This is a genomic window from Consotaella salsifontis, from assembly GCF_900167365.1.
GTDB classification, from domain to species: domain Bacteria; phylum Pseudomonadota; class Alphaproteobacteria; order Rhizobiales; family Rhizobiaceae; genus Consotaella; species Consotaella salsifontis.
On sequence record NZ_FUXL01000002.1, the window covers coordinates 213,563 to 236,211 of the forward strand.

Here is a 22,649-nt window from a genome sequence, read left to right on the forward strand (position 1 = left end):
ATCTTCAGGAGGAGGAGGAAAGAAGCGCGGCAGCCTCGCTCTCGCCGAGCGGAGCGGATTGCTCGCACCGCTCGGCAATGGGGATGCGGGAGCCGGAGAGGGCCGCTTCCAGCGTCGCGGCCATCACGGCAAGAACATGAAGCCCGAGGGCGCCGCTGGCCCGGTGCGGACGCTCATCGGCGATGGCCCGCGTCATGTCTGCGAGCCCGAGCCCGCGGTAGTTGGCATGGGCGGGCTGCGCCGCCGGATAGTTGGCCGCGCCGAAGACGAGATCGCTCGTGCTCTGCGCCTGCCAGTCTCCGCGCTCCACCGCCGTCTCAATGGTCCCGCCGAACCAGTTGGGATCGGGAACGCGCATGGAGCCGAGCGTGCCGTGAAGTTCGAGCGGCTGGAGCCCATGACGCCAGACGTCCCAGCTCGCCAGGAAGGTGATCTGCGCGCCGGACTCGAATTCAAGGAGCGCCTGCACGCTGGTCAGCGTCTCCACGGTGATCTCCTCGCCGAAGAGCGGCGAGCCGGGCGTCGTCACCTTGCGGGTGGCAAAGCCCATCTGGCCCGAGGCCTGGACGGAGGCGACAGGCCCCAGCAACGTCACCAGTGTCGTGAGGTAATAGGGACCCATGTCGAACACCGGCCCGCCCCCCGGCTTGAAGAAGAAGGTCGGGTCGGGGTGCCAGTGCTCCATCCCGTGGGAGAGCACCGAGGCGACGCCGAGGAGCGGCGTTCCGATGATCCCCTCATCAATGATCCGGCGGGCGGTCTGGCATCCGGCGCCGAGCACGGTATCGGGCGCGCAGCCGACGCGAAGGCCCCGCGCGTCGGCCGCAGCGAGGATCGCCTTGCCATCGGCCAGCGAGGTGGCGAGCGGCTTCTCGCTGTAGACATGCTTGCCCGCATCCAGCGCGGCCAGCGACACGTCCGCATGGGCGGCGGGAACCGTCAGGTTGAGGATGCAGTCGATATCCTCGCGGTCTAGGAGCTCGCCGACAGGCGCCGAAGAGATGCCGTATTTCTCTGCCTTGGCAGTTGCGGCCGCAGGTTTCATGTCGGCGCAGGCGACGATGTCGATGTCGCGGAAGAGAGCGGCGTTGGTCAGGTAGATGTCGGAGATGTTGCCACAGCCGACGAGGCCGATGCGAGTGACCATGACGGAAATTTCCTCAGTTGCCGGCGCCGGCCAGGGCCTTCATCTTGGCAATGCTTACGCGCGCGAAGCGCGCCGCGTCGGCGGGCTTGTCGTGCTCGGCGATCATGAGGCGGGCGCCGGCCTCGACGGCGATCGGCCAAAGAGCATCCCAATCGACCGTGCCTGTACCAACGTCCGCCCAGCCATCCTCGTCGGCCTTCTCGCCCTCGGGCGCGATATCCTTGACGTGGACGGCGACGACGCGGCCGGAAAAATGCTTCAGCCAGTTCTCGGAATAGGCCCCGGCACGCTCCATCCAGGCGACGTCGGCTTCCCAATCGATCTCCTCGCCCAGGATGTGCTCGATCGGATAGGAGCCATCGGCCAGCGCCTGGAACTCGAAGTCGTGATTGTGCCAGGCGAGCCCGAGCCCCTCCTTGCCATAAAGAGGCTTCAGCGCCGCGAGGCGGGCGCCGATCGCCTGCCATCCGGCGGCGTCCGTCGGCCGCTCCTCCAAAGGCAGGAATGGCACGACCACCGTCTCAATGCCGAGCGTGCGGCAGATATCGATGACGCGCTGGGGCTCGCCCTCCACCATCGCGAGAGCGAAGTGGCCGCTCTTGGCGCCCAGCCCATGTCCGTCGAGCAGCGCGCGAAAGCCGGACGGGTCCTCATAGTTGGCGCCAAAGGTCTCGACATTGGTGTAGCCGGCTTCCGCGAGCATCTGGAGCGTCTTCTCCGTGTCATCGTTGCGCGCGGAGTAGAGCTGGAACGAGAGAGAATCGGTGAGAGGCATGGAAAGTCCTCCAAGGTTGCGCCGGTCTAGAGGCGCAGATGGGTTTGCGCGTCGAAGAGAGAGGCGCGCGCGGGATCGAAATGGAAGGCGATGGACTCGCCCGGGCGAGCGTTGAACTCGCCATCGGTGCGAATGGTGATGGATTCGCCGGCGAAGCTCGCCCATACGATGGTGTCGGCGCCCATCGGCTCGGTGATGTGGACCTGGCTCTCCACCTCGACGCTGCCCACCGCCGCCGGCCCAACGGCCAGATGCTCCGGCCGGATGCCGAGGATGACGCGCTGGCCGGGGGAAACGTTCGTTGAGAACGGATAGCGCGACAGGTCCACCATTGCGTCTCCGACCTTGAGCCGAGGCCCCTCGCCCGCGACGATCTCGCCCTCGAAGAAATTCATGGCGGGTGAGCCGATGAAGCCCGCGACAAACAGATTGACCGGGCGGCGGTAGATCTCCTGGGGTGGCGCGAGCTGCTGGATGGTGCCGCCGCGCATCACCGCGACGCGGTCGGCGAGGGTCATCGCCTCCACCTGATCGTGCGTCACATAAATCATGGTGTTGCCGAGGCGCTGGTGAAGCTTCTTGATCTCCACTCGAAGCTCGTTCCTCAGCTTGGCATCGAGGTTCGACAGCGGCTCGTCGAAGAGGAAGACGTCGACATTGCGCACCAGGGCGCGGCCGATGGCGACGCGCTGGCGCTGACCGCCGGAAAGCTCCGCCGGCCGGCGCTGAAGCAACTCCTCGAGCTTCAGGAGCTGTGCCGCCTTGTCGACCCGGGCGTCGACCTCGGTCTTTGGCACCCCGGAGATCTTCAGGCCGAAGGACAGGTTCTGGCGAACGCTCATGCGCGGGTAGAGCGCATAGGACTGGAAGACCATGCCGATCCCCCGGTCCTTGGGCTCGGCCCAGGTGACGTTGCGTCCCGAGATCCAGACCTCGCCATCGGCGACGTCGAGAAGACCGGCGATGGCGTTGAGAAGGGTTGACTTGCCGCAGCCGGACGGCCCCAACAGGACGAGAAACTCGCCCTTCTGGACTTCGAGATCGAGCTCGTCGATCACCCGGTGCGAGGCAAAGGCGATGGCGAGGTCGCGCACCGAAACGGCAGGCTCCATGACCTCGTTGGCAGGCGTCGGCTGGCTCATCCCTTGACGGCTCCCGCAGCTATGCCGCGGACGAACCAGCGGCCGGACACAAAATAGACGACGAGCGGAACGGCGGCCGTCAGAATGGTCGCGGCCATGTTCATGTTGTAGGTGCGCTCGCCGTAGGTGGTGTTGACGACGTTGTTGAGCTGGACCGTCATCGGCAGGTTCTCCCGGCCGGCGAAGACGAGGCCGAGAATGAAGTCGTTCCAGATGCCGGTGATCTGAAGGATCGCCGCGACGATCAGGATCGGCGTCGACATGGGCAGGATGACGTAGAGGAAGATGCGCCAGAACCCTCCCCCGTCGACGCGCGCGGCGTTGAACAACTCCTGCGGTAGGCCCGCGTAGAAATTGCGGAAGATCAGCGTCATCACCGGCAGGCCGAAGATGACGTGGATGGTGACGATGCAGGCCAGCGAATTGTAGATGCCGAGAAGCGAGAAGCCGCGCACCATCGGATAGATGAAGATCTGATAGGGCAGGAAGGCGCCGAGGAGCAGGATGGCGAAGAGCACGTTCGCCCCCCTCACCCGCCAGAACGACAGCGCGTAGCCGAGGATGGAACCGGCGGCGATGGAGAGGACGACGCTCGGCACCAGGATCTTGATGGAATTCCAGAAGCCGACGCGAATGCCATCGCAGGAAAGCCCCGTGCAGGCGGTCGACCATGCGGCGATCCAGGCGGAAAAATCGAGATGCTGCGGCAGTGCGAAGATCGAGCCGTCGCGGATCTCGTCCATGCTCTTCAGCGACGTGAAGATCATGATCACCGCCGGCAGCAGGAAAAAGGCGGCGGCGACCGCGATGAAGGCATAGAGACCGATCCGGCCGGGCGTCAGCCGCTTCGGCTTCCTCCCGCGTTCGACGCTTTTCTGCCGGTTGGCCGGACGCTCGAGAGGCGCGGCGGCGGCCACCGTTGGACGGGGACTGCTCATGCCGCCCCCCTTGGCCGCGCCTTGCGGAAATATTCGAAATAGAGCCAGGGCGTTAGCACGGACGCGACCGTGATCAGCATCACCGTGGCGGCGGCCGTCGCGAGGCCGATGTTCTGACGAGTGAAGAGATAATCCATGATGAACTTGGCCGGCACCTCGCTGGCGATGCCAGGACCGCCTGAGGTCAGGGCCACCACGAGATCGAAAGCCTTGACCACGCCGATGGAGAGCAGCACCACGGCGGTGATAATCAGCGGGCGCAGCATCGGCACGATGATGAAAAGATAGACGCGCCAAGGCGGAATGCCCTCGATGCGGGTCGCCTTCCACAGATCAGCGTCAATGCCACGCAGGCCCGCCAGCATCAGCGCCATGACGAGGCCGGAGGCCTGCCAGATGCCGGCGATAACGACGGCATAGATGGCCATTTCGCGGTTGACCGCCCAATCGAAGCGAAAGCTCTCCCAGCCCCAATTCTGCACCGCCTTCTGGATGCCGAGACCGGGGTTCATCAGCCATTGCCAGATCAGACCGGTGACGATGAAGGACATGGCGTAGGGGTAGAGAAAGATGGTGCGCAGCGTGTTCTCGAAGCGGACATGCTGATCCAGCGCGACCGCGAGAAGAAATCCGACAACGAGAGAACCGGCGATGAAAAGTACGCCGAAGATCGCGACGTTCTGGAGTGAAACAAGCCACCGCGTGCTGGAAAACAGCCGCTCGTACTGGTCGAAGCCAACATAGGTGTCGACAGGAAGCAGCTTGGAGTCGGTGAACGAAATCTGCATCGTCCACACCATCGTTCCGACATAGGCAGCCAGAACCAGAGCCCAGGCCGGCAGAACCACGAACGTGGCCATGCGCAGCCGTCTTGGCCTTGTCGTCATCGCGCCACCTCTGATCGCGAAGGAAAGGAAGAAAGGAGCGGCCGCGCCCATAGGCCCGGCCGCCAGGCGATCAAGCCCTTGCTATTCCTCCAGCTCGAAGGCGGAGACGAAGCCTTCAACCACGTCGTCAGCCGAGGCGGACGGGTTGTGCCAGTACTGCGTCAGCACATCGTCAAGCGCGCCGAGCAGGCTTGCGCTCATGATGATATCGACCACCGGCACCTGACTGTCCTTGTCCTTGAGGAGCGCCATGCCTTTTTGCGCGCAGGCATTGAACTCGCCGGTATCGACATCGTTGCGGATGGGCATCGAGCCCTTGGCAAGGTTGAACTTCACCTGGGTCGCGGGATCGAGCATGGTCTTGGCCAAAAGGTTCTGTGCCTTGACCTGCGCCTCGTCGCCCGTCTTCGGGAAGACGAAGACATCGCCGCCGACGATCAGCGTGTCGCCCTTGAGACCGATCGAGCAGCCATAATCCTTGTCGGCCACCTTTCCGGCCGTGCGGAACTCGCCAACGGCCCAGTCACCCATGAGCTGCATGCCGGCCTTGTCCTGGAGGACGAGAGCCGTCGCGTCGTTCCAGTTGCGACCGGGTGAGCCTTGGTCGACGAAGCCGCGCAAGGCGCCGAAGGCTTCCACCACGCCACGGAACTCGTCGGACTGAGCCGCCTCCGCGTCGTGATCGCGATAGATCTTGAAGTAGAGATCCTTGCCGCCCTTGCCGAGCAGAATGGCGCTGAACAGAAGGCGCTCCTGCCAGGGCTGGCCGCCCTGGGCGAGCGGAATGAAACCGGCGGCCCTGATCTTCTCCAAGGCGGGAACCAGCGCATCCCAGCCCGTCGGCAGAGATTCGACGCCCGAATCGCTCAGCACCTTCTTGGAATAGAACATCCAGTTCTGGCCGTGGACGTTGATCGGCAGGGCGTAGAGCTTGCCGTCGCGGCTGGCCGCGTCATAGAGGAATGGCGGCATGACGGCCTGCCACCCCTCCTCCTTGGACAGATCGTCGATGGAGCGCACGAGCCCCTGGGCGACGAGATCATCGAACTGCTTGCCGGTGTTGAACTGGGCCGCCGCCGGCGGATTGCCGCCGACCATGCGGTTGATGGCCGCAGCGCGGGAATTCTCGCCGAGCGCGGTCGCCGTGTCCTTCCACACGCCGCCGGCGGCATCGTAGGCCTTGGCGAATTCCTTGATGGCCGCGGCCTCCCCGCCAGACGTCCACCAATGCATGACCTCAGCGGTCGGCTTATCCTGCGCAACCGCAGGTATTGAAACGATTGACAGGGCAGCCCCGGCCAAAACGAGTGCAGCAAATTGCTTCATGATCTCCTCCCGTTGGATCGTGACGCGGCGTATGAAATCGATTACAAGATGCTAAGCGAGAAAGAAATCGATTACAACACGGAAATTCGGTTGACCTACAAACGCTCGATTCCAGCAAGGCGCAGTGCCCGCATCAGCGACGTGGCGCGGGCCGCCGGCGTTTCCGTTGCAACCGTCAGCCGCGCCGTCTCCGCGCCGGAAAAGCTCAGCGAGGGGACGAGGCGCAGGGTCCTCGCGGCGATCGACGAGCTCGGCTACACGCCCAACACGCTGGCGCGGCAGCTGCGGGTCGGCTCGTCGCGGATGATCCTCGTCGTCGTGCCGCGCCGATCCAATCCCCCTTTCTTCTCGGAGGTCCTGCGCGGCGTCGACGTCACGCTCGTGGAGGCCGGCTATGTCCTCATCACCGGCTATATGGAGGGGGAGGACCGTGACCTGCGGCTTATCGAGCTCGCCACCTCGGGCCATCTCGCGGGGCTGATGACGACCTCCGGCAAGCTGCCCCAGGTCAACGGACGATCGATCCTCGACGGCGGCCTGCCGGCTGTCGCCCTATGTGCCGATCCGGGCGTGAAGGGGATGCCGGCGGTGCTCATCGACGACGAGGCAGCGGCCCGCAGCCAGGCGCGCCACCTCCTGGAGCTGGGCCATCGACGAATTTTCTACGTGACTGGTCCCGCCGGCAACTACAACGAGACGGCCCGCCATCGCGGCATCGTCGCGGAGCTGACGGCGGCCGGGCTCTATCCCGAGGCGCTGGTGGAGTGCCCGGGCGACTACGTGTTCGAGGCCGGCCATCGCGGCGCCGAGGCTTATCTGGCGTTGGCCGACCGCCCTTCGGCCGTTATCTGCAGCAACGACGAGTGCGCCGTCGCCTTCATGAAGACGATACGTTCGGCCGGCCTCACCATCCCCGGCGACCTGTCGCTGATCGGCTTCGACGGCATCGAGTTCGCCGACTATTGCGAGCCGGCCCTGACAACCATCGCCCAACCGCGCTTCGAGCTGGGGGCGACTGCGGCAAAGCTCCTCGTCGAGATGATCTCAGGCGTCCCGCCCTCGGTCGATCTCGACGCCCAGAACCGGTCGTTCCTCGACGTTGATCTCAAGGTGCGCGGCAGCACCGCCGCGCCGCCGGCGGGGCAACGAGATTGATGAGATCAAAGCGGATGGGGCGACGTCCTTGAACGTGTGAGCACGTCGCAAAGCCCACGCTTCAGGCGATGCGCTGCTCGGTTTTGGCGTCGAAGAACACCGTCTTGTCGAGGTTGAAGGCAAGGCGCATCGGCTCCCCCGCCCTCACCCTCGCGTCGGCGCGCAGGCGGGCGACAACCGGTTTGCCGCCGAGCCGTGTGATCGCGAAGGTGTCTGACCCCGTCGGCTCCACCACCTCGATCGTACACTCGCCGTGCGCGACGTGACTTGCGGTGCGGTCGGCGCTGTCGGGATCGGTCAGCGCCTCGGGGCGGATGCCAAAGAAGATGTCCCCTCCGACGGCATTCGCCAGCTTGGGCGCGGCGCCGTTGAGCGGAAGCCGAAGCGGCTCCTCACTGCCACGATCGAGGACGAGCATCGGCTCCGCGGCTCCGGCATCGACGCGCGCCGGAATGAGGTTCATCGCCGGCGAGCCCATGAAATCCGCGACGAAGATATTGGCGGGATCGTTATAGACCTCGTCGGGCGTCCCGAACTGCTGGAGGACGCCATCCTTCAGAACAGCGATCTTGGTCGCCAGCGTCATTGCCTCCACCTGATCGTGAGTGACATAGACGATGGTGGTGCCCATGGAGGAGTGCAGGCGCTTGATCTCGGTGCGCATCTCCACCCGCAGCTTGGCATCGAGGTTCGATAGCGGCTCGTCGAACAGGAAGACCTGCGGATCGCGAACCAGCGCGCGTCCCATGGCGACGCGCTGGCGCTGACCGCCCGACAGGCGCGATGGCCGGCGATCCAGCAGATGGTCGATCTGCAACATCTTGGCGACCTCGGCCACCTTGCGGTCGCGCTCGGCCTTGGGAATGCCGCGCATCTCCATGCCGAAGGCGATGTTCCCGGCCACCGTCATGTTGGGATAGAGCGCGTAGGACTGGAACACCATGGCGATGTCGCGCTTGGCGGGCGCAAGGTCATTGACGACGCGGCCGTTGATGCGGATCTCGCCGCCGCTGATCGGCTCCAGCCCGGCGATGGTGTTGAGCAGGGTGGATTTGCCGCAGCCCGACGGGCCGACCAGCACCAGGAAATCCCCCTCCTCCACTTCCAGATTGATGCCCTTCAGCACGCGGACATTGCCGAAGGACTTTTCGAGGTCGACGATCTCAAGAAATGCCATGACGACCTCCTAACCCTTGACCGCGCCGGCCATCAGGCCGCGAACGAAGTACCGGCCGGAGACGATATAGACGACCAGGGTCGGCAGAGCCGCGATGATCGCTCCGGCGAAATGAACGTTGTATTCCTTGACCCCCGTCGACGAGCTGACGAGGTTGTTGAGCGCCACCGTCATCGGCATCGAATCGAAGCCGGAGAACGAAGCGCCGAACAGGAAGTCATTCCAGATGTTGGTGAACTGCCAGATGATGGTGACGACGACGATCGGCCCCGAGCTCGGCAGAAGAATGCGCGTGAAGATGCGCCAGAAGCCGGCGCCGTCGATCTGCGCCGCGCGGATCAGCTCCGTCGGGAACGCCTCGTAGTAGTTGCGGAAGAACAGCGTCGTGAAGCCGATGCCGTAGACGACGTGGACGAGGACGAGGCCGGATATGCTGCCGGCGAGGCCGATTATTCCCAGGATGCGCGCCATCGGAATAAGCACGATCTGGAACGGGATGAAGCAGGAGAGAAGCAGCAGAGAGAAGACGACGTTCGCGCCGGGAAAGCGCCATTTCGTCAGGACATAGCCATTGAGCGCGCCGACGATCAGCGAGATCGCCACGGCCGGCACGACCATCAGGATCGAGTTGATGAAATAGGGCGCGAGGCCCGTCGCAGAGACGCCGATCTGCGCCTCATTCCAGGCGCTTTTCCAGGGCGCGGTGGTGAATTCGTGCGGCAGGGCCAGCATGTTGCCGCCGCGGATCTCCGACAGCGGCTTTACCGAGTTCACCAGCATGACGAAGAGCGGCAGCAGGTAATAGACCGCGAAGACGATGAGAAGCGCGTAAAGCAGCGCGCGGGAAAGGCGCGATTGGCGCGCGCCGGTGGTGCCGGCCTCAGCGCTCATTGCCGCCTCCCCGGATCTCGGCATAGACGTACGGCACGATCACCGAGGCGATCATCATCAGCATGATCACGGCGGACGCCGCGCCGACGCCCATGGAATTACGCGCGAAGGTGTAGGAATACATGAAGGTCGCCGGCAGCTCGGTCGCCCGCCCAGGCCCGGCATTGGTGAGAGCCACCACGAGGTCGTAGGACTTGATGGCGAGGTGGGCGAGCACGACGAAGGCCGAGAGGAAGGCCGGCCGAAGCTGCGGAATGACGATCCGCCGATAGATCTGGAAAGTGGAAGCGCCATCGATCTGCGCCGCCCTCAGGATTTCGTTGTCGATGCCGCGCAGCCCCGCGAGAAACATCGCCATTACGAAGCCCGAGGACTGCCACACGGCGGCGATGACGACGCAATAGATCGCCATCTCAGTGTCCTTGATCCAGGTGAAATGGAAGGACGTCCAGCCCCAATGATGCATCACCTGCTCAAGGCCGATGCCGGGGTCGAGAAACCACTTCCACGCCGTGCCGGTGACGATGAAGGAGAGCGCCATCGGGTAGAGATAGATCGGCCGCAACACCCCCTCGCCCCGGATCTTCTGGTCGAGCAGGATGGCAAGGAAAAGCCCGATGACGACGCAGATGCCGATATAGAGCGCGCCGAAGATGGCGAGGTTCTCAAGCGCGATCCACCAGTTGGGCAACCGCCAGAGACGCTCGTAGTTCGCCCAGCCGACGAGCCCGTAACGCGGCAGGATCGTCGAGTCGGTGAAGGACAGGTAGACCGTGAAGAGAATGAAGCCGTAGACGAAGACAAGGATCGCGGCGAAGCTCGGCGCCAGCACCAGGCGCGGCAGCCAGTTCTGAAGGCGGGCGCGCGCGCCGCTGGCGCGGGCGGGCGGCACGCTGGCTTGTGCAATGGTCGACATGGTCGCTCTCCTGCCCTGCGGCCAGCCGACCGAACAAGCGGTCGGCTGGCGAAAACGGCTTCCGGCCATGGGCCGGAAGCCACGGATCAGGCCGGATGGCTCACTTGGCGCCTTCGACCGCGTTCACCAGCTGCTCCACGGCCTCAGAGGCATCATACTGGCCGTTGAACTCGGCGGTGACGACGTCGAAGAAGGCGTTCTTGACGCCGGCCGGCGCGGCGTAGCCATGGGCCAGAGAACCCATCAGCGTGCCGTTGGCGCTCGCTTCCTTGACGTCCTTCATGCCCTTCTGACCGCAAGGATCGAACTCATCGGCGGGGATGTCCGTCCGCGCGGGGACCGAGCCCTTCACCTTGTTGAATGCGATCTGGAAGGACGGGTCCTCGATGGCCGAGGCGAGTTTCCTTTGTGCCTCGACGTTCGATTTCTGGTCGAACATGGCGAACATGTCGGAGTTGAAGGTGACGTCTCCCTGCGTGCCTGGGAAGCGGAAGCAGACGAAGTCCTCGCCCGCCTTCTTGTCGGCGTTGCGGAATTCGCCCTTGGCCCAGTCGCCCATGATCTGGAGGCCCGCCGAGCCATCGATCACCTTCGCCGTGGCGAGGTTCCAGTCACGTCCCGAGAAGTTGTCGTCGACATAACCGCGCAGCTGCGTCATCCGCTCGAAGACGGTCTTCATCGTGTCGGAGCCGAGCGCCTCGGAATCGAGATCGAGGATCGCCTTCTTGTAGAAGTCGGGGCCGCCCGTCGACAGCACCACGTTCTCGAACACCGTCGTGTCCTGCCAGGCCTGCCCGCCATAGGCCAACGGCGTGATGCCCTGCTCCTTCATCTTGTCGAGGAGCGCGATGAATTCGTCCCAATTGGTCGGCTGCTTGCCGCCGGCCTTGTCGAACGCCGCCTTGTTGATCCAGATCCAGTTGGTGGAGTGGATGTTCACCGGCGCGGCGATCCAGTGGCCATCATACTTGGCGAAGCTCTGAAGCGCCTCAGGAATGACCTCGCCCCACTTCTCCTCCTCGGCGACGGGATCGAGGTTGGCCAGAACGCCCTGCTTCGCCCAGTCGGTGACGTCGAAGCCCAGAAGCTGCACGGCCGTCGGCGCATTGCCCGAGGTGACGCGGGCCCGCAGCACCGTCATCGCCTCCGTGCCGGCGCCGCCGGCCACCGGCATGTCCTTCCAGGTCACGCCTTCCTTTTCGAGGTTCTGCTTCAGGACGTTCAGCGCGGCAGCCTCGCTGCCGGCCGTCCACCAATGCAGCACCTCGACGCTCTGCCCGGAATCCTGAGCCGAGGCCGCGCCTGTGGCAAGCGCAACCAGTCCGGCGCTCGCGGCGAGCGCCGTCGCAAATCGACGAAACATGAATACCTCCCGAATGTGGCGGCCCCTCCAGGCCGCTAATCATTATTACAACGATACAAATGACCACTCGTCAAGGTGGAAAGACCGATTGTGATCCCGATAATTCTTGGCCATTTCAAGGGGCTTTTGCCGCGTAAACGGCACCAAGTCCGCCCGGAGTCTCTCGCTGTTGATTTCTGCAACGTTTTAGAACACGCTGCCTTGGATGAAGGAGATGCAAGCCGTGCCTCAGCGGGGACGGCCGCGCAAGGCGCGGCTCGCGGCGCAACCCGAGGTTTCGGGCAAGCCCACGCTCAAGACCATCGCCGATCTTGCAGGCCTCGCGGTCACGACCGTTTCGAGGGCGCTTCATGACGATCCCGATATCGCGGAAAAGACGCGGCTGCGCGTCAAATCGCTCGCTTCGGAAATAGGCTATCTGCCGGACCGCGCCGCGCTCCGGCTGCGGACCGGGCGCACCTACGTCGTCAGCCTCGTGCTCGATCCCCATGACGAGATTCTCGGCTTCGGCATCTCGCTCATTCGCGGCCTGACGAGGGCGTTCCGCGCCACGCCCTACCACCTCATCATCACGCCGCATTTCCAGGGTGAGCCGCCGCTCGATCCGGTCAGCCATCTCGTGCGCAACCGCATGGCGGACGGCATCATCTTCACCCACACCGAGCCGTTCGACGAGCGCATCCGCCTGCTCGCCGAGCAGGACGTGCCCTTCGTCAGCCATGGGCGCACCGAATTCACCTTCCCCCATCCCTTCGTCGATTTCGACAATGGGAGCTTTGCCCTTGAGGCGGTGCGCCGCCTCATCGCGCGGGGCAGTGGGCGTATCGCGATGATCGCGCCGTCGCGCCAATTCACCTTCTGCCAGCACATGCGCCACGGCTTCATGACGGCCGTGCGTGAAACTGGCGTCGCCTTCGAGATTCCCGACGGCATCGACCTCGACAGCCCCGCCGAGCAGATCCGCGCCTATGCCTTCGAGCGCGCCGGAGGCAACGAGCCGGTCGACGGCTTCGTGTGCGGCGGCGAGGTTTCCGGCCTTGCCGTGATGGCGGGATTGACGGACGCCGGCCGGACGGTCGGTCGCGACGTTCATCTCGTCGTCAAGCAGACGTCGCCGGTGTTCTCGCAGGTGCGCCCGCAGGTGGACGTCATCGTCGAGGACCTGGAGGAGGCCGGCGAGAGGATGGGCGAACTTCTGCTGGGGGTCATTACCGATTCCGCCCGGCGCGACGCCCATTTTCTCCAGCCGCCGCGCCTTTCCTACGTCGATGGTTGACCGGCGCAACGGTATCACGGGCGCCAAAGCCGCCTGCCTCAGGGCCTGGCGAGAGCCGCCCGGTGGGCGATGACGGCACGAGACACGGTCTCCGCAACCGCAAGGACGCGCTGCGAGGCGGCGATGTCGGCATGGCTCACCAGATAGATGGGCCGCTGCATCGCCTCCCCGTCCGGCAGACGGTCCGTCAGCAACCTCAGCCCCGCTGCGCGCGCGAGGATGTGCGGAAGCACCGCCACACCGACGCCAAGGCGCACCGCTTCGATCTGGCCGGCGACCGTGTTGACCGCAAACCGGGGAGCATCGCCTTCGCCAAAGGCTTGGGACCAGGCGAGCACGACAGCGAGGGCATCCTGATCAGGCCAGGTGACGAGACGCTGCGGCCGCGTTCCTTCGGGCGGGCCATAGAGACCGAAGCCCATTGACGCCAACTGGCGCACCTTGAGGTGCCCGCGTTGCGGCTGCACCATCCGGAGCGCCAGATCGGCGTCGCGCCGCTGGAGATTGACCGTCACGACGTTGAACAGGATCTCGACGTCGAGACCCGGATTGGCCCCGAGCAAAGGCGCCAGCGCCGGCACCACCAGGGGCGTCACTAGGCTCTCGACGCTGGCGAGGCGGACAAGCCCGGAGATGCCGGTTTGCCTGTCGACCTCCAGCCGCATTTCCCGCATGGCGAGCTCGACCGCCTCGGCGCGAGGCAGCATGGCCGCGCCCTGGTCTGACAGACGATAGCCGCTCTGATGGCGCAGGAAGAGCGGCATGCCGATCGCCGCTTCGAGCCGCTCGATCCGGCGGGAGACAGTGGCCACGCCGGCGTTCAGCTGTTTCGCGGCCCCGGTGAGGGTTCCGTCCCGCGCCAGCGCCAGGAAGACGCGGGCATCGTCCCAATTCAGCCGCGCCATGGGAGCTTTCCTTTTTCCATTTTCGGAAATCCGCTCTCCAAAGTTTGCGCTATTCCATCATGATTCGGAAGGGCAGGATCGCAGCATCCTTCTTTCGCAGACGCCAAGGTTCTCCATGTCTTCAGTCTCCCTGTCACAACCCGCCGGAGCCCACGCGGGCAACGCGGCACTTCTCGCCAGCGCGCTTGCCGCGATCTTCTGGGGCACGAATTTCGAAGCGACGCGTATTGTCCTGTCGGAGCTTTCGCCCTGGACGGCGGGGGCGACGCGCTTCGTCATCGCGGCGGCCGCGATCCTTCTGTGGCTGGCGCTTACCGAGCGCATCCGCCTCCCCGTTCTTCGCCGCAACCTCTTGCAGTTCATCGTTCTCGGCATCGTGGGCGTCGGCGGTTTCAACGCCGCGCTCTTCGTCGGCATGCAGACGTCGAGCCCGGTCACGGCGGCGCTCATCATGGGAACGAGCCCGCTGACCACGACCCTCATCGATTCGGCCATCAGGCGGCGAATGCCGGCGGGGATCGCTCTCGCGGGCATGGCAATCGGCCTCTTCGGCGTCGCCCTGACGGTCGGTGCGTTCTCAGGCGCGCATTTTGCCCGCGGCGATCTTCTCATCGCCCTGGGAAGCCTCGCCTGGGCGCTCTACACCATTGGCTGCCGCCGCTGGGTGATCGATGCCAGCCCGATGGAAACCTCGACCTGGACCATGGTCTTCGGCGCCATCTCCATGGTCATCGCCGCCTTCGCTGTCGAGACGCCGTTCGCCGCCCTGACGAGGATATCGGCCGTCGGCTGGACGGCAATCCTTCACATGGCCCTCATCGGCTCCGTCCTCGCCTATATCTTCTGGCAGATCGGCATCGCCGCGCGCGGCCCGGCGGCGACATCGGTGCTCTTCAACCTCGTGCCCGTTTCCGCGCTCGTCGTCGCGGCCGCCTTCGGGCGCATCCCCGACTGGAGCCAGGTGCTCGGCGTCGCGATCGCCATCTTCGGCGTCCTTCTGGCCAGCGGCCGGTTCACCCGATCAAAGCAGATCGCCTGAGCGGCTGCGCCATGCGGCGAGGTCGGCGGGCGTGTCGAGATCGGTGAAGATGCCGTCGCTCTCCACCGTCACCTCGGCGATGGCGCCGCGATGGCGCTGGAAAAGCTCGCGCGCGCCGACATCGCCCGAAAGCGTCAGCAGCTCGGGAAAGAAGCGCCTCCCCCAGAGCACGGGATGGCCGCGCCGGCCGTTCCGGACGGGCGCGACGGCGGCCCTTCCCTCCTCCGGCGCGAAGGCCGCGACCAGCCGGGCGATCAGCCCGGCATCGATATCCGGCATGTCGCCAAGGCAGACCAGCGCGCCATCCACATCGGCCCCGAGGGCGGCGATGCCGGCCCGCAGCGAGGTGGACAGGCCGAGAGCATGGTGCGAGTTCTCGACGAAGCGGACCGGAAGCCCGTCCAGCGCCTGGCGCACCTCGCCCGCCTGATGGCCGACGACGACGATCACTTCGCCCAATCCGGCCACCACCACCCGATCGACGACGCGGCGCACCAGCGGGCGCCCCTCCACCCGCGCCAGCAGCTTGTTCTCCCCCATGCGGCGCGACAGGCCGGCGGCGAGCACCAGCGCGGCGATCCTTGGCGGGCTTTCGGTCAATCGGCGCTCCTTGCGTCACGGGTTTTGGAGAACTGGAATGCGTCCTCGGCGCTGCCGGTTGCCGCCCGAGCTGCTATAAGCCGGCCGAGGAAGAAACGCGAAGGAGCGACGATGGGCGTCTGGATCGATACGGATATGGGGTTCGACGACATCGCGGCCATCCTCGTCGTGGAAGCGGGCGGCGAGGCCATCGACGGCGTCTCCCTGGTCTTCGGCAACAGCGAGCTGACGCAAGTCTGCGCCAACGCGGCGGGCGCGCAGGCGCTTTTCGGCTGGCGCTTTCCGATCCATGCCGGACGCGAGAGCGCCGTCCTCGGCGCGGTGGAGACGGCGGCGCGCATTCTGGGACAAACCGGCATCCCGACGGCGGAACGCACTCTGCCCGTGGTCGCCACGGAGTTTACCGATGATGCCTTCGAGGCCCTCTGCCGCTGGCTGTCGAGCGAGGGCGAACATCGCATCCTCGCGCTCGGGCCGCTGACCAACATCGCCGCCCTCGCTTTGGCGCGGCCCGACCTTGCCGCGCGCATCACCCACCTCACCTGGATGGGCGGCGGGCTGACCAGGGGCAACCACACCGCCTCGGCCGAGTTCAACGCCCTCGCCGACCCGGAGGCGCTGGCCATCGTACTTGCGGCCGCCATCCCCTTCACCATGGTCGATCTCGATTTCTGCCGGAAGGTGCTGGCCTATCCTGACGACGTTGCCGCCATCCGCGCGGGCGGCGGAGCGGCGGCCGAAACGCTTGCCGATCTCCTCGCCGGCTTCATCGATATCGCCACCTCTCGCGGGCGGGCGGGCATGTCGCTCTATGACGCCGTCGCCGCCTTCGCCTTCACGCGCCCCGACGAGGTGGAGTTCCGCGAGGCGCGGATCGAGGTCGAGCTCGCCGGCGCTCTGACGCGCGGGCGCACCGTGGTCGATGCTCGGCCGGGCGCCCGTTTCAACGCTCGCTTTGCCGCCGGGCTCGACGCCGACGCGGCGCGATCGGCCATTCTCGGCGCGCTTCATCAGGTGGCGGCGCGATGAGTGGGGCGATGCGCGAGCCGCTTGACCTTGCCGATCCAGCCCTTCGCCGGCGCGCCGTCGCGGCGGCGCGAGGGGATGCGCCGTTCGACCTACTGATTGCCGGCGGCACCGTCTTTCATGGCGCGACGGCGGAGTTTCTGCCGGCCGATATCGGCCTCGTCGGCCCGCTCATCGCCAGCCTTCACGCGCCCGGCGCGCGCAGCGACGCCGCCGAGACCATCGATGCCAGCGGCGCCTTCGTCGCGCCGGGGCTGATCGACACGCACATGCATGTCGAAAGCTCGATGGTGACGCCCGCCCACTATGCCCGCGCCGTGCTGCCGCGCGGCGTCACCACCACAATCTGGGACCCGCACGAGTTCGGCAACGTCGCCGGCGTTGCCGGCGTGCGATGGAGTGTCGAGGCGGTGCGCGGCCTGCCGCTGCGGATCGTTCCGCTCGCGCCCTCCTGCGTGCCGTCCGCGCCGGGGCTGGAGCTGGCGGGGGCGGATTTCGGGCCGGAGACCATCGCCGAGCTTCTCTCCTGGCCGGAAATCGGCGGCCTTGCCGAGATGATGGCGATGCGCGAGGTGATTTCGGGCGATCCTCGCATGGGCGCCATCGTCGAGGCGGCGCTGGCCTCGGGCAAGCTGGTCTGCGGCCATGCGCGCAGCCTTGCCGGCGCCGAGCTTCAGGCCTTCATGGCGGCCGGCATCTCCTCCGACCACGAGCTCGTCTCGGGCGACGACCTTCTCGCCAAGCTGCGCGCCGGCATCGCCATCGAGCTGCGCGGCTCCCACGATCATCTGTTGCCGGATTTCGTCGCCGCGCTCGACCGTCTCGGCCATCTGCCGCAGAGCGTGACGCTGTGCACCGACGACGTCTTTCCCGACGATCTCGCCTCCGCCGGCGGGCTCGACGACGTGGTGCGGCGGCTCGTGCGCTACGGCATGAAGCCGGAATGGGCGCTCCAGGCGGCGAGCCTCAACGGCGCAAGGCGCCTCGGCCGGCCCGATCTCGGCCTCGTCGCCGCCGGCTGCCGAGCCGATCTCGTCCTCTTCGAGGATCTTTCGGGCTTTGCCGCGCGGGAGGTGATCGTCGGCGGGCGCCACGCCGCCTCGAAGGGCCGGCTTCTCCTCGACATCGCCGAGACGGACCCGGCGCCGCTTCTCGGCACGATGAAGCTCGGCGCGCTCGAACCGGACGATTTTCGCGTCGCCGCCACGGGGAACCGGGCGCGGGTCGCGCTCATCGACCAGCCGCGCTTCACCCGCTGGAGCGAGGCGGAGGCCGAGGTGCGCGGCGGCTTCGTCGTGCCGCCGGAGGGAACCACGCTGATCGCCGTCGCCCATCGCCACGGCCGCGCCGACAGCGCCCCGCGCGTCGGCTTCCTCCATGGCTGGGGCGAATGGCGCGGCGCCTTCGCCACCACGGTTTCCCACGACAGCCACAACCTCACCGTCTTCGGCGGCAACGAGGCGGACATGGCGGCGGCAGCCAACGCGGTGATCGCGGCGGGCGGCGGCATGGCCGTCGCCTCGGGCGGAGAGGTGCGCGCGCTCCTGCCGTTGCCCATCGCCGGGCTCGTCTCGGCCGAGGGGATCGCCGAGGTCGGCGCCGCCTTCGCCGCGCTCAGGGCGGAGATGGACCGCATCGCGCCATGGCGCCCGCCCTATCTCGTCTTCAAGGCCTGCTTCGGCGCGACGCTCGCCTGCAACGCCGGCCCGCACCAGACGGACCGGGGCATCGCCGACGGGGCGACGGGCCGGCTCCTCGCCTCGCCCGTCCTCGAAACGCTACCTTGACGCGCGCGCCCAGAGCAATTCCAGCAAAACCGTGAAGCGGCTTTGCGTCTGGAATTGCTCATAGATCAAAGGCGTAGAGCGATGCGGCGTTGCGGCAGGTTGCATGCTCCCGCCATCCGTGAAAACCATCGCTGTCGCTGAAAGCCGAGGATGCCGCCGCCGATGCAGCCCCACGAGTTCTGGCAGGAGTTCGAGCCCGAGGGCGAAGCGCCCGAGGCGCTGAGCTTTGCCGATGTCTATCCCGCCCGGCTTCCCGACGGCCGCGTTCTTAGGCTTCCGATCCGCCCGCGTGCCGAGGGCGGCACCGGCCTTGCCTCGCTCATCATCAGCCAGGCGAGCTTTCATGTGCAGGAGAGTCTGGCCAAGGCGTTGGCCGAGCGCGCGGCGGAATTTTCGCCCGAGGTGGTGGTCGGCCTGCCGACCCTCGGCCTGACGCTGGCGAGCGCCGTCGCGCGCCGGCTGCGCCACGAGCGCTACGTGCCGCTCGGAACGTCGAAAAAGTTCTGGTACGACGAAGCCCTGTCGGTGCCGCTCTCCTCCGTCACCTCGCCGGACCATGAGAAGCGGCTCTATCTCGACCCGCGCATGCTGCCGCTGATCGCGGGCAAGCGCGTGCTCCTCGTCGACGACGTCATTTCATCGGGAAGCTCGGCCGCCGCCGGCATCACCCTCCTCGCCGCCTGCGGCGTCACCCCCATCGCCCTCGGCGCCGCCATGCTCCAGTCCGACCGCTGGCGCGAAACCCTTTCCGCCCTTGATCCCTCCTGGCCGGAAAAGACTGTCGCCGTCTTCTCGACGCCGTTGCTGAAGCGGTGTGGGGAAAGAGGGTGCTGGATGGCGTGAGGGGGGAAGAAGGAAGTGTTTGCCGGAGGGGCTTAGCGGAGACAATTGCAAGCCAATTGGTAGCCAACATCTCTGCTGGCTACCAACTTAGCCCGGTAAGTTGCGTTCGTCTATCGAGTGAAAGCAATATCCGACAGGGTCACACCCGTTAAGCCGAACCAAGAAATCCCCTTGCCGGCCGCTCCTTCCACCACGTCTTTTAGCTATGCACGACTAGAACTAGATTTTGCCAGCCGGGCAAAGATGGAGGTAATCTGATGAAGCGTAGAATAGCATGCCTTACTTTTTCCCATGGTTTGCGGATTACTCCCAGCAATTTCCATATATGCTTGCTTGGCAGCTTCAATTAGCTCGGAATCGGCAAGTGCATCTGGCTTTCGCATTACCCACTGGCCCTTGTGCTTACTAACGAAAGCAGCGTGAGCAGCAAGTATCGGAAAAATAACGCCGTCAGGCACTTCCACGATTACACCATCCTCTCGAGTTATCGAGCGGATACGAGTACCCTTAAATCCTTGATGACATTTCCAACGCTCATAAAGCCCCCACGCCGTCGGAGCTAGACCGAGAAACGCTTCGTAAACATCAAAAGGACCGTTATCCACAACGCCTTGAAACAGCTTAAGACATCTAGTCTTCTGAGAATAAGTAAATACTTTATTTGTACTATCAAGCCGCTCAAGCTTTCCAAGTATCTCCTCCGGAAGGATCGCAAAAATAACCTGGATTAATTTTTCCGTATCAACATATTCACCGTCAGCCGTGAGATCAGTCTCTGATTTTCTTAGCTTTGCATCAGGATATTGCTCCTGGAGCGCAGACTCCAACTCGTCCAACTGCCCCCGGCGACCTGCGATGGATATTGCTCGAACATCGTTCTGAAAATTGCGGGCGATTGAAATTTCTGCAACTAAATCACGATCAGCAGTGATGATCAGCTCGAATTTCACGCTGGGATCGACACCGGCTTCATCTTTGATATGGTCATTAAAGAAGCGCTTTAGCTCGCCCTGAGTTTGCGATCCGTTTATAATGCTCGGACGATCAAGGCGAACAACTTTCTTAGCGTCATCTACTGATGCGCCACGCGCAACTATAACCAAACCTCCGTTCAATATATTGAACTGATCTGGATGATCACGAAGTGTTTTTCTAATAGCCTGATGAACCAGAGTAGGGGTATGCTTCTGCTTCCCCTTAGCCTCAACCAGATATTCCCGGACGTTATCGTCGTCCTCAAGCTCTAGGAGGCTAGATGCCGGCGCCTGCCCGGCATATACTTTACGCCCATCAGCCTCATCTTCAGGAGCACTGATATTGCGCAGAACGCGATATTCGAGAGCATAGCTCTCCTGTTTGGCATTAGACGCCATTTTACTTCCTTTCAACCAACGATCGCCCCGCTATTGGCGCACCCACCTGGATGACCAAGGCGAATCGTTACTTACTTACGATGCGCCGATCTGGCAGAACATTCAAGATCGTCGCGCCCATAGAGGCGTTTTTAGACTGCAACCAGACAGCTAGGAGGTTGGGAGGCTCGACGAACTAGGAGGCTATCCGATCTTCCGCTCCATCAACGATCTCGCTTTCCTACCCCTCCAGCACGCAGCATTGCTCAAGGCTGGGGGTGAGGACGACGGTTTCGCCGGGTTCGAAGGGTTGGGAGAGCGGGCCGTTGGCGATGAGTTCGCCGGCGCTGGTTTCGCAGCGATACTGATAGGCGCGGCCGAGATAGGTGCGCAGGCCGAGGCGCGCGGCGATGCCCTCCCCTTGCCTCGCCACCGTCAACCCCTCGGGGCGTGCGGCGAGGACGAAGGCGTCGGGGATGGGGCCGAGCGCCTGCTGCGACAAATGCAGCCGGCCGCCGCCCTCCGCCTCGGCGAGGACCGTCTCGCCCATGCGCTCGGCAACGCGCATCCTCACCAGATTCTCGAAGCCGACGAAGCGGGCGACGAAGGGGTTCGCGGGGCGGCTGTAGAGCACCTCCGGCGCGTCGAGCTGCATGATCCGCCCGGCGTTCATGATGGCGACGCGATCGGAGATCGAGAACGCCTCCTCCTGGTCGTGGGTGACGTAGAGGGCGGTGGTGTTGTTGGCCTGTTGCAGGCGGCGGATCTCGACGCGCATGTCGACGCGCAGCTTGGCGTCGAGGTTCGACAGCGGCTCGTCGAACATCAGGAGCGGCGGATCGATGACCAGCGCGCGGGCGAGCGCGACGCGCTGCTTCTGCCCGCCCGAGAGCGCGGCGGGGTGGCGGTCGGCGAATTCGGCAAGGCCCACCCGCTCCAGCATGGCGAGGGCGCGCTCGCGCCGCGCGGCCGGCTCGACGCGGCGCTGCTTCAGGCCGAAGGCGACGTTCTCCTCCACCGTCAGATGCGGAAACAGCGCATAGTTCTGGAAGACGATGCCGATGTTGCGGGCATGGGCCGGCTTTCGCGTCAGGTCCTCGCCGCCGAGGCGGATGGTGCCGCCGGAGGGCGAGAGGAAGCCGGCGACGAGGCGCAGCGTCGTCGTCTTGCCGCAGCCGCTGGCCCCGAGCAGCGAGACGAGCTCGCCCGCCTTCACGGAGAGCGACAGCTCCTCCAGCACCTTCGTGGTGCCGTAATGGGCGCTGACGGACGAGAGGTCGAGGGTCACGGACATAAGCTACTTCGCCAGCTGGGCTACTTGGTCAGGAAGGAGAGGCCGAGCGTCGCCTCGACCACCGCCATCACCGCCACAGTCACCGCCATCAAGAGCACGGAAACCGCCGCGATCGTCGGATCGAAGAACTGCTCCATGTGGGCGAGAAGCTGGATCGGCAGGGTCGAGATGCCGGGGCCGGTGAGGAAGAGCGAGACCGAGACGTCGTTGAGCGAGGTGATGAAGGCCAGGATGAAGGCCGCGATCGCCCCGGCGCGGATGTTCGGCAGGACCACGGTGAAGAACGTCTTCAACGGCGGGGAGCCAAGGCTGACGGCCGCCTCCTCGACGGAAAAGTCGAAGGCGGCGAGGCTCGCGCTCACCACGCGCACGCAATAGGGCAGCACCAGCAGGGCGTGGCCGATGAGGAGGCTCGCGAAGATCGGCAGGCCCGCCGCGGCCGTCGCCGACTTCATCAGCGAGAAGCCGAAGACGATCTCCGGGATCAGCACCGGCAAGACGAACACCGTCGACAGCCATGTGGGCAGCGTCACGCGGTGGCGATGCAGCGCATAGGCCGCCGGAATGCCGACGAGGAGCGACAGCGAGGTGCCAAGAAAGGCGAGCAGAAAGCTCGTCGTCATGGTCTCGCGGAAGGCGCTGATCTCGAAGATGTTGGAGAACCAGTGAAGCGTCAGCCCCTGGGGCGGGAAGGTGAGGAAGCTGGTGTCGGAGAGCGCGGCGCCGACGATGATGACCAGCGGCCCCACCAGAAAGAAGAAGACGAGCGCGGCGAAGGCCACGAGAAGCGGGTGGATGCGCGTTGCCATT

At 65.1% G+C, this 22,649-nt stretch carries 21 protein-coding genes; 6 read left to right on the top strand and 15 right to left on the bottom strand.

Translation table 11 applies throughout. The features are described 5' to 3' along the window. Nucleotides 1–4 precede the first annotated feature (4 nt). The 6 genes from B5D38_RS03125 to B5D38_RS03150 all read right to left on the bottom strand — a co-directional run bounded on the left by B5D38_RS03125 (nucleotide 5) and on the right by B5D38_RS03150 (nucleotide 6,215). Complete coding sequence (locus tag B5D38_RS03125) at nucleotides 5–1,147, bottom strand: Gfo/Idh/MocA family protein (RefSeq protein WP_078706902.1); 1,143 nt, start codon at nucleotides 1,145–1,147, stop codon at nucleotides 5–7. Nucleotides 1,148–1,160: 13 nt separating this feature from the next. Then, nucleotides 1,161–1,922: a sugar phosphate isomerase/epimerase family protein gene (locus tag B5D38_RS03130; RefSeq protein ID WP_078706903.1), complete on the bottom strand. Its 762-nt coding sequence runs from the start codon at nucleotides 1,920–1,922 to the stop codon at nucleotides 1,161–1,163. Nucleotides 1,923–1,948: 26 nt separating this feature from the next. Next, nucleotides 1,949–3,034: an ABC transporter ATP-binding protein gene (locus tag B5D38_RS03135; protein WP_078707100.1), complete on the bottom strand. Its 1,086-nt coding sequence runs from the start codon at nucleotides 3,032–3,034 to the stop codon at nucleotides 1,949–1,951. Nucleotides 3,035–3,060: 26 nt separating this feature from the next. Continuing rightward, the gene (locus B5D38_RS03140; RefSeq protein ID WP_078706904.1) at nucleotides 3,061–4,002 is read right to left on the bottom strand and encodes a carbohydrate ABC transporter permease; all 942 of its coding nucleotides are present in this window, start codon (nucleotides 4,000–4,002) and stop codon (nucleotides 3,061–3,063) included. After that, nucleotides 3,999–4,862 (bottom strand): carbohydrate ABC transporter permease, encoded by an 864-nt coding sequence (locus B5D38_RS03145; protein ID WP_245318764.1) that lies wholly within the window; start codon nucleotides 4,860–4,862, stop codon nucleotides 3,999–4,001. The genes B5D38_RS03140 and B5D38_RS03145 overlap by 4 nt, the downstream gene beginning before the upstream one ends. A gap of 108 nt (nucleotides 4,863–4,970) precedes the next feature. Then, on the bottom strand, nucleotides 4,971–6,215 hold the full coding sequence (locus tag B5D38_RS03150) for an ABC transporter substrate-binding protein (protein ID WP_078706905.1): 1,245 nt from the start codon (nucleotides 6,213–6,215) through the stop codon (nucleotides 4,971–4,973). Between the two features lie 90 nt (nucleotides 6,216–6,305). Here B5D38_RS03150 and B5D38_RS03155 point away from each other — a divergent pair, with 90 nt between their 5' ends. Then, entirely contained in the window at nucleotides 6,306–7,370 is a 1,065-nt protein-coding gene (locus B5D38_RS03155) for a LacI family DNA-binding transcriptional regulator (protein ID WP_165690774.1), read from the top strand. A gap of 61 nt (nucleotides 7,371–7,431) precedes the next feature. Here the strand turns inward: B5D38_RS03155 and B5D38_RS03160 are convergent, their stop codons facing one another. From B5D38_RS03160 to B5D38_RS03175, 4 genes are all read right to left on the bottom strand, one after another. After that, nucleotides 7,432–8,547, bottom strand: coding sequence for an ABC transporter ATP-binding protein (locus tag B5D38_RS03160; RefSeq protein WP_078706907.1), 1,116 nt, complete (start codon nucleotides 8,545–8,547; stop codon nucleotides 7,432–7,434). Between the two features lie 9 nt (nucleotides 8,548–8,556). Beyond that, nucleotides 8,557–9,438: a carbohydrate ABC transporter permease gene (locus tag B5D38_RS03165; protein WP_078706908.1), complete on the bottom strand. Its 882-nt coding sequence runs from the start codon at nucleotides 9,436–9,438 to the stop codon at nucleotides 8,557–8,559. Then, a complete protein-coding gene (locus B5D38_RS03170) occupies nucleotides 9,428–10,354 on the bottom strand; it encodes a carbohydrate ABC transporter permease (protein WP_078706909.1) in 927 nt (308 codons plus the stop codon). The genes B5D38_RS03165 and B5D38_RS03170 overlap by 11 nt, the downstream gene beginning before the upstream one ends. Nucleotides 10,355–10,454: 100 nt before the next feature. After that, entirely contained in the window at nucleotides 10,455–11,717 is a 1,263-nt protein-coding gene (locus B5D38_RS03175) for an ABC transporter substrate-binding protein (RefSeq protein ID WP_078706910.1), read from the bottom strand. Nucleotides 11,718–11,940: 223 nt separating this feature from the next. Here B5D38_RS03175 and B5D38_RS03180 point away from each other — a divergent pair, with 223 nt between their 5' ends. After that, nucleotides 11,941–12,993 carry a LacI family transcriptional regulator gene (locus B5D38_RS03180; protein WP_425349311.1) on the top strand — a complete coding sequence of 351 codons (1,053 nt, stop codon included), beginning with the start codon at nucleotides 11,941–11,943 and terminating at the stop codon, nucleotides 12,991–12,993. Nucleotides 12,994–13,031: 38 nt separating this feature from the next. On the opposite strand, the gene B5D38_RS03185 is transcribed toward B5D38_RS03180, so the two are convergent. Continuing rightward, nucleotides 13,032–13,898, bottom strand: coding sequence for a LysR family transcriptional regulator (locus tag B5D38_RS03185; RefSeq protein WP_078706912.1), 867 nt, complete (start codon nucleotides 13,896–13,898; stop codon nucleotides 13,032–13,034). Between the two features lie 115 nt (nucleotides 13,899–14,013). Between B5D38_RS03185 and B5D38_RS03190 the strand changes: the two genes are divergently transcribed. Next, nucleotides 14,014–14,937, top strand: a complete 924-nt coding sequence (locus B5D38_RS03190; protein ID WP_078707102.1) for a DMT family transporter — start codon at nucleotides 14,014–14,016, stop codon at nucleotides 14,935–14,937. Here B5D38_RS03190 and B5D38_RS03195 read toward each other — a convergent pair. After that, on the bottom strand, nucleotides 14,920–15,537 hold the full coding sequence (locus B5D38_RS03195) for a nucleotidyltransferase family protein (RefSeq protein WP_078706913.1): 618 nt from the start codon (nucleotides 15,535–15,537) through the stop codon (nucleotides 14,920–14,922). The two genes, B5D38_RS03190 and B5D38_RS03195, sit on opposite strands and share 18 nt — an antisense overlap. A 111-nt stretch (nucleotides 15,538–15,648) precedes the next feature. Between B5D38_RS03195 and B5D38_RS03200 the strand changes: the two genes are divergently transcribed. The 3 genes from B5D38_RS03200 (at nucleotide 15,649) to B5D38_RS03210 (ending at nucleotide 19,193) form a co-directional block, all read left to right on the top strand. Beyond that, complete coding sequence (locus B5D38_RS03200) at nucleotides 15,649–16,566, top strand: nucleoside hydrolase (RefSeq protein WP_078706914.1); 918 nt, start codon at nucleotides 15,649–15,651, stop codon at nucleotides 16,564–16,566. 8 nt (nucleotides 16,567–16,574) lie between these two features. Then, nucleotides 16,575–18,350 carry an adenine deaminase gene (locus B5D38_RS03205; RefSeq protein ID WP_245318765.1) on the top strand — a complete coding sequence of 592 codons (1,776 nt, stop codon included), beginning with the start codon at nucleotides 16,575–16,577 and terminating at the stop codon, nucleotides 18,348–18,350. Nucleotides 18,351–18,512: 162 nt separating this feature from the next. Next, nucleotides 18,513–19,193, top strand: a complete 681-nt coding sequence (locus B5D38_RS03210) for a phosphoribosyltransferase (RefSeq protein ID WP_078706916.1) — start codon at nucleotides 18,513–18,515, stop codon at nucleotides 19,191–19,193. A gap of 203 nt (nucleotides 19,194–19,396) precedes the next feature. Here B5D38_RS03210 and B5D38_RS03215 read toward each other — a convergent pair whose 3' ends face one another. The 3 genes from B5D38_RS03215 to B5D38_RS03225 all read right to left on the bottom strand — a co-directional run bounded on the left by B5D38_RS03215 (nucleotide 19,397) and on the right by B5D38_RS03225 (nucleotide 22,648). Beyond that, nucleotides 19,397–20,566: an AIPR family protein gene (locus B5D38_RS03215; RefSeq protein ID WP_078706917.1), complete on the bottom strand. Its 1,170-nt coding sequence runs from the start codon at nucleotides 20,564–20,566 to the stop codon at nucleotides 19,397–19,399. A 220-nt stretch (nucleotides 20,567–20,786) separates the two neighbouring features. Continuing rightward, the gene (locus B5D38_RS03220) at nucleotides 20,787–21,839 is read right to left on the bottom strand and encodes an ABC transporter ATP-binding protein (protein ID WP_078706918.1); all 1,053 of its coding nucleotides are present in this window, start codon (nucleotides 21,837–21,839) and stop codon (nucleotides 20,787–20,789) included. A gap of 20 nt (nucleotides 21,840–21,859) precedes the next feature. Continuing rightward, the gene (locus B5D38_RS03225) at nucleotides 21,860–22,648 is read right to left on the bottom strand and encodes an ABC transporter permease (RefSeq protein ID WP_078706919.1); all 789 of its coding nucleotides are present in this window, start codon (nucleotides 22,646–22,648) and stop codon (nucleotides 21,860–21,862) included. Nucleotide 22,649 lies beyond the last annotated feature (1 nt).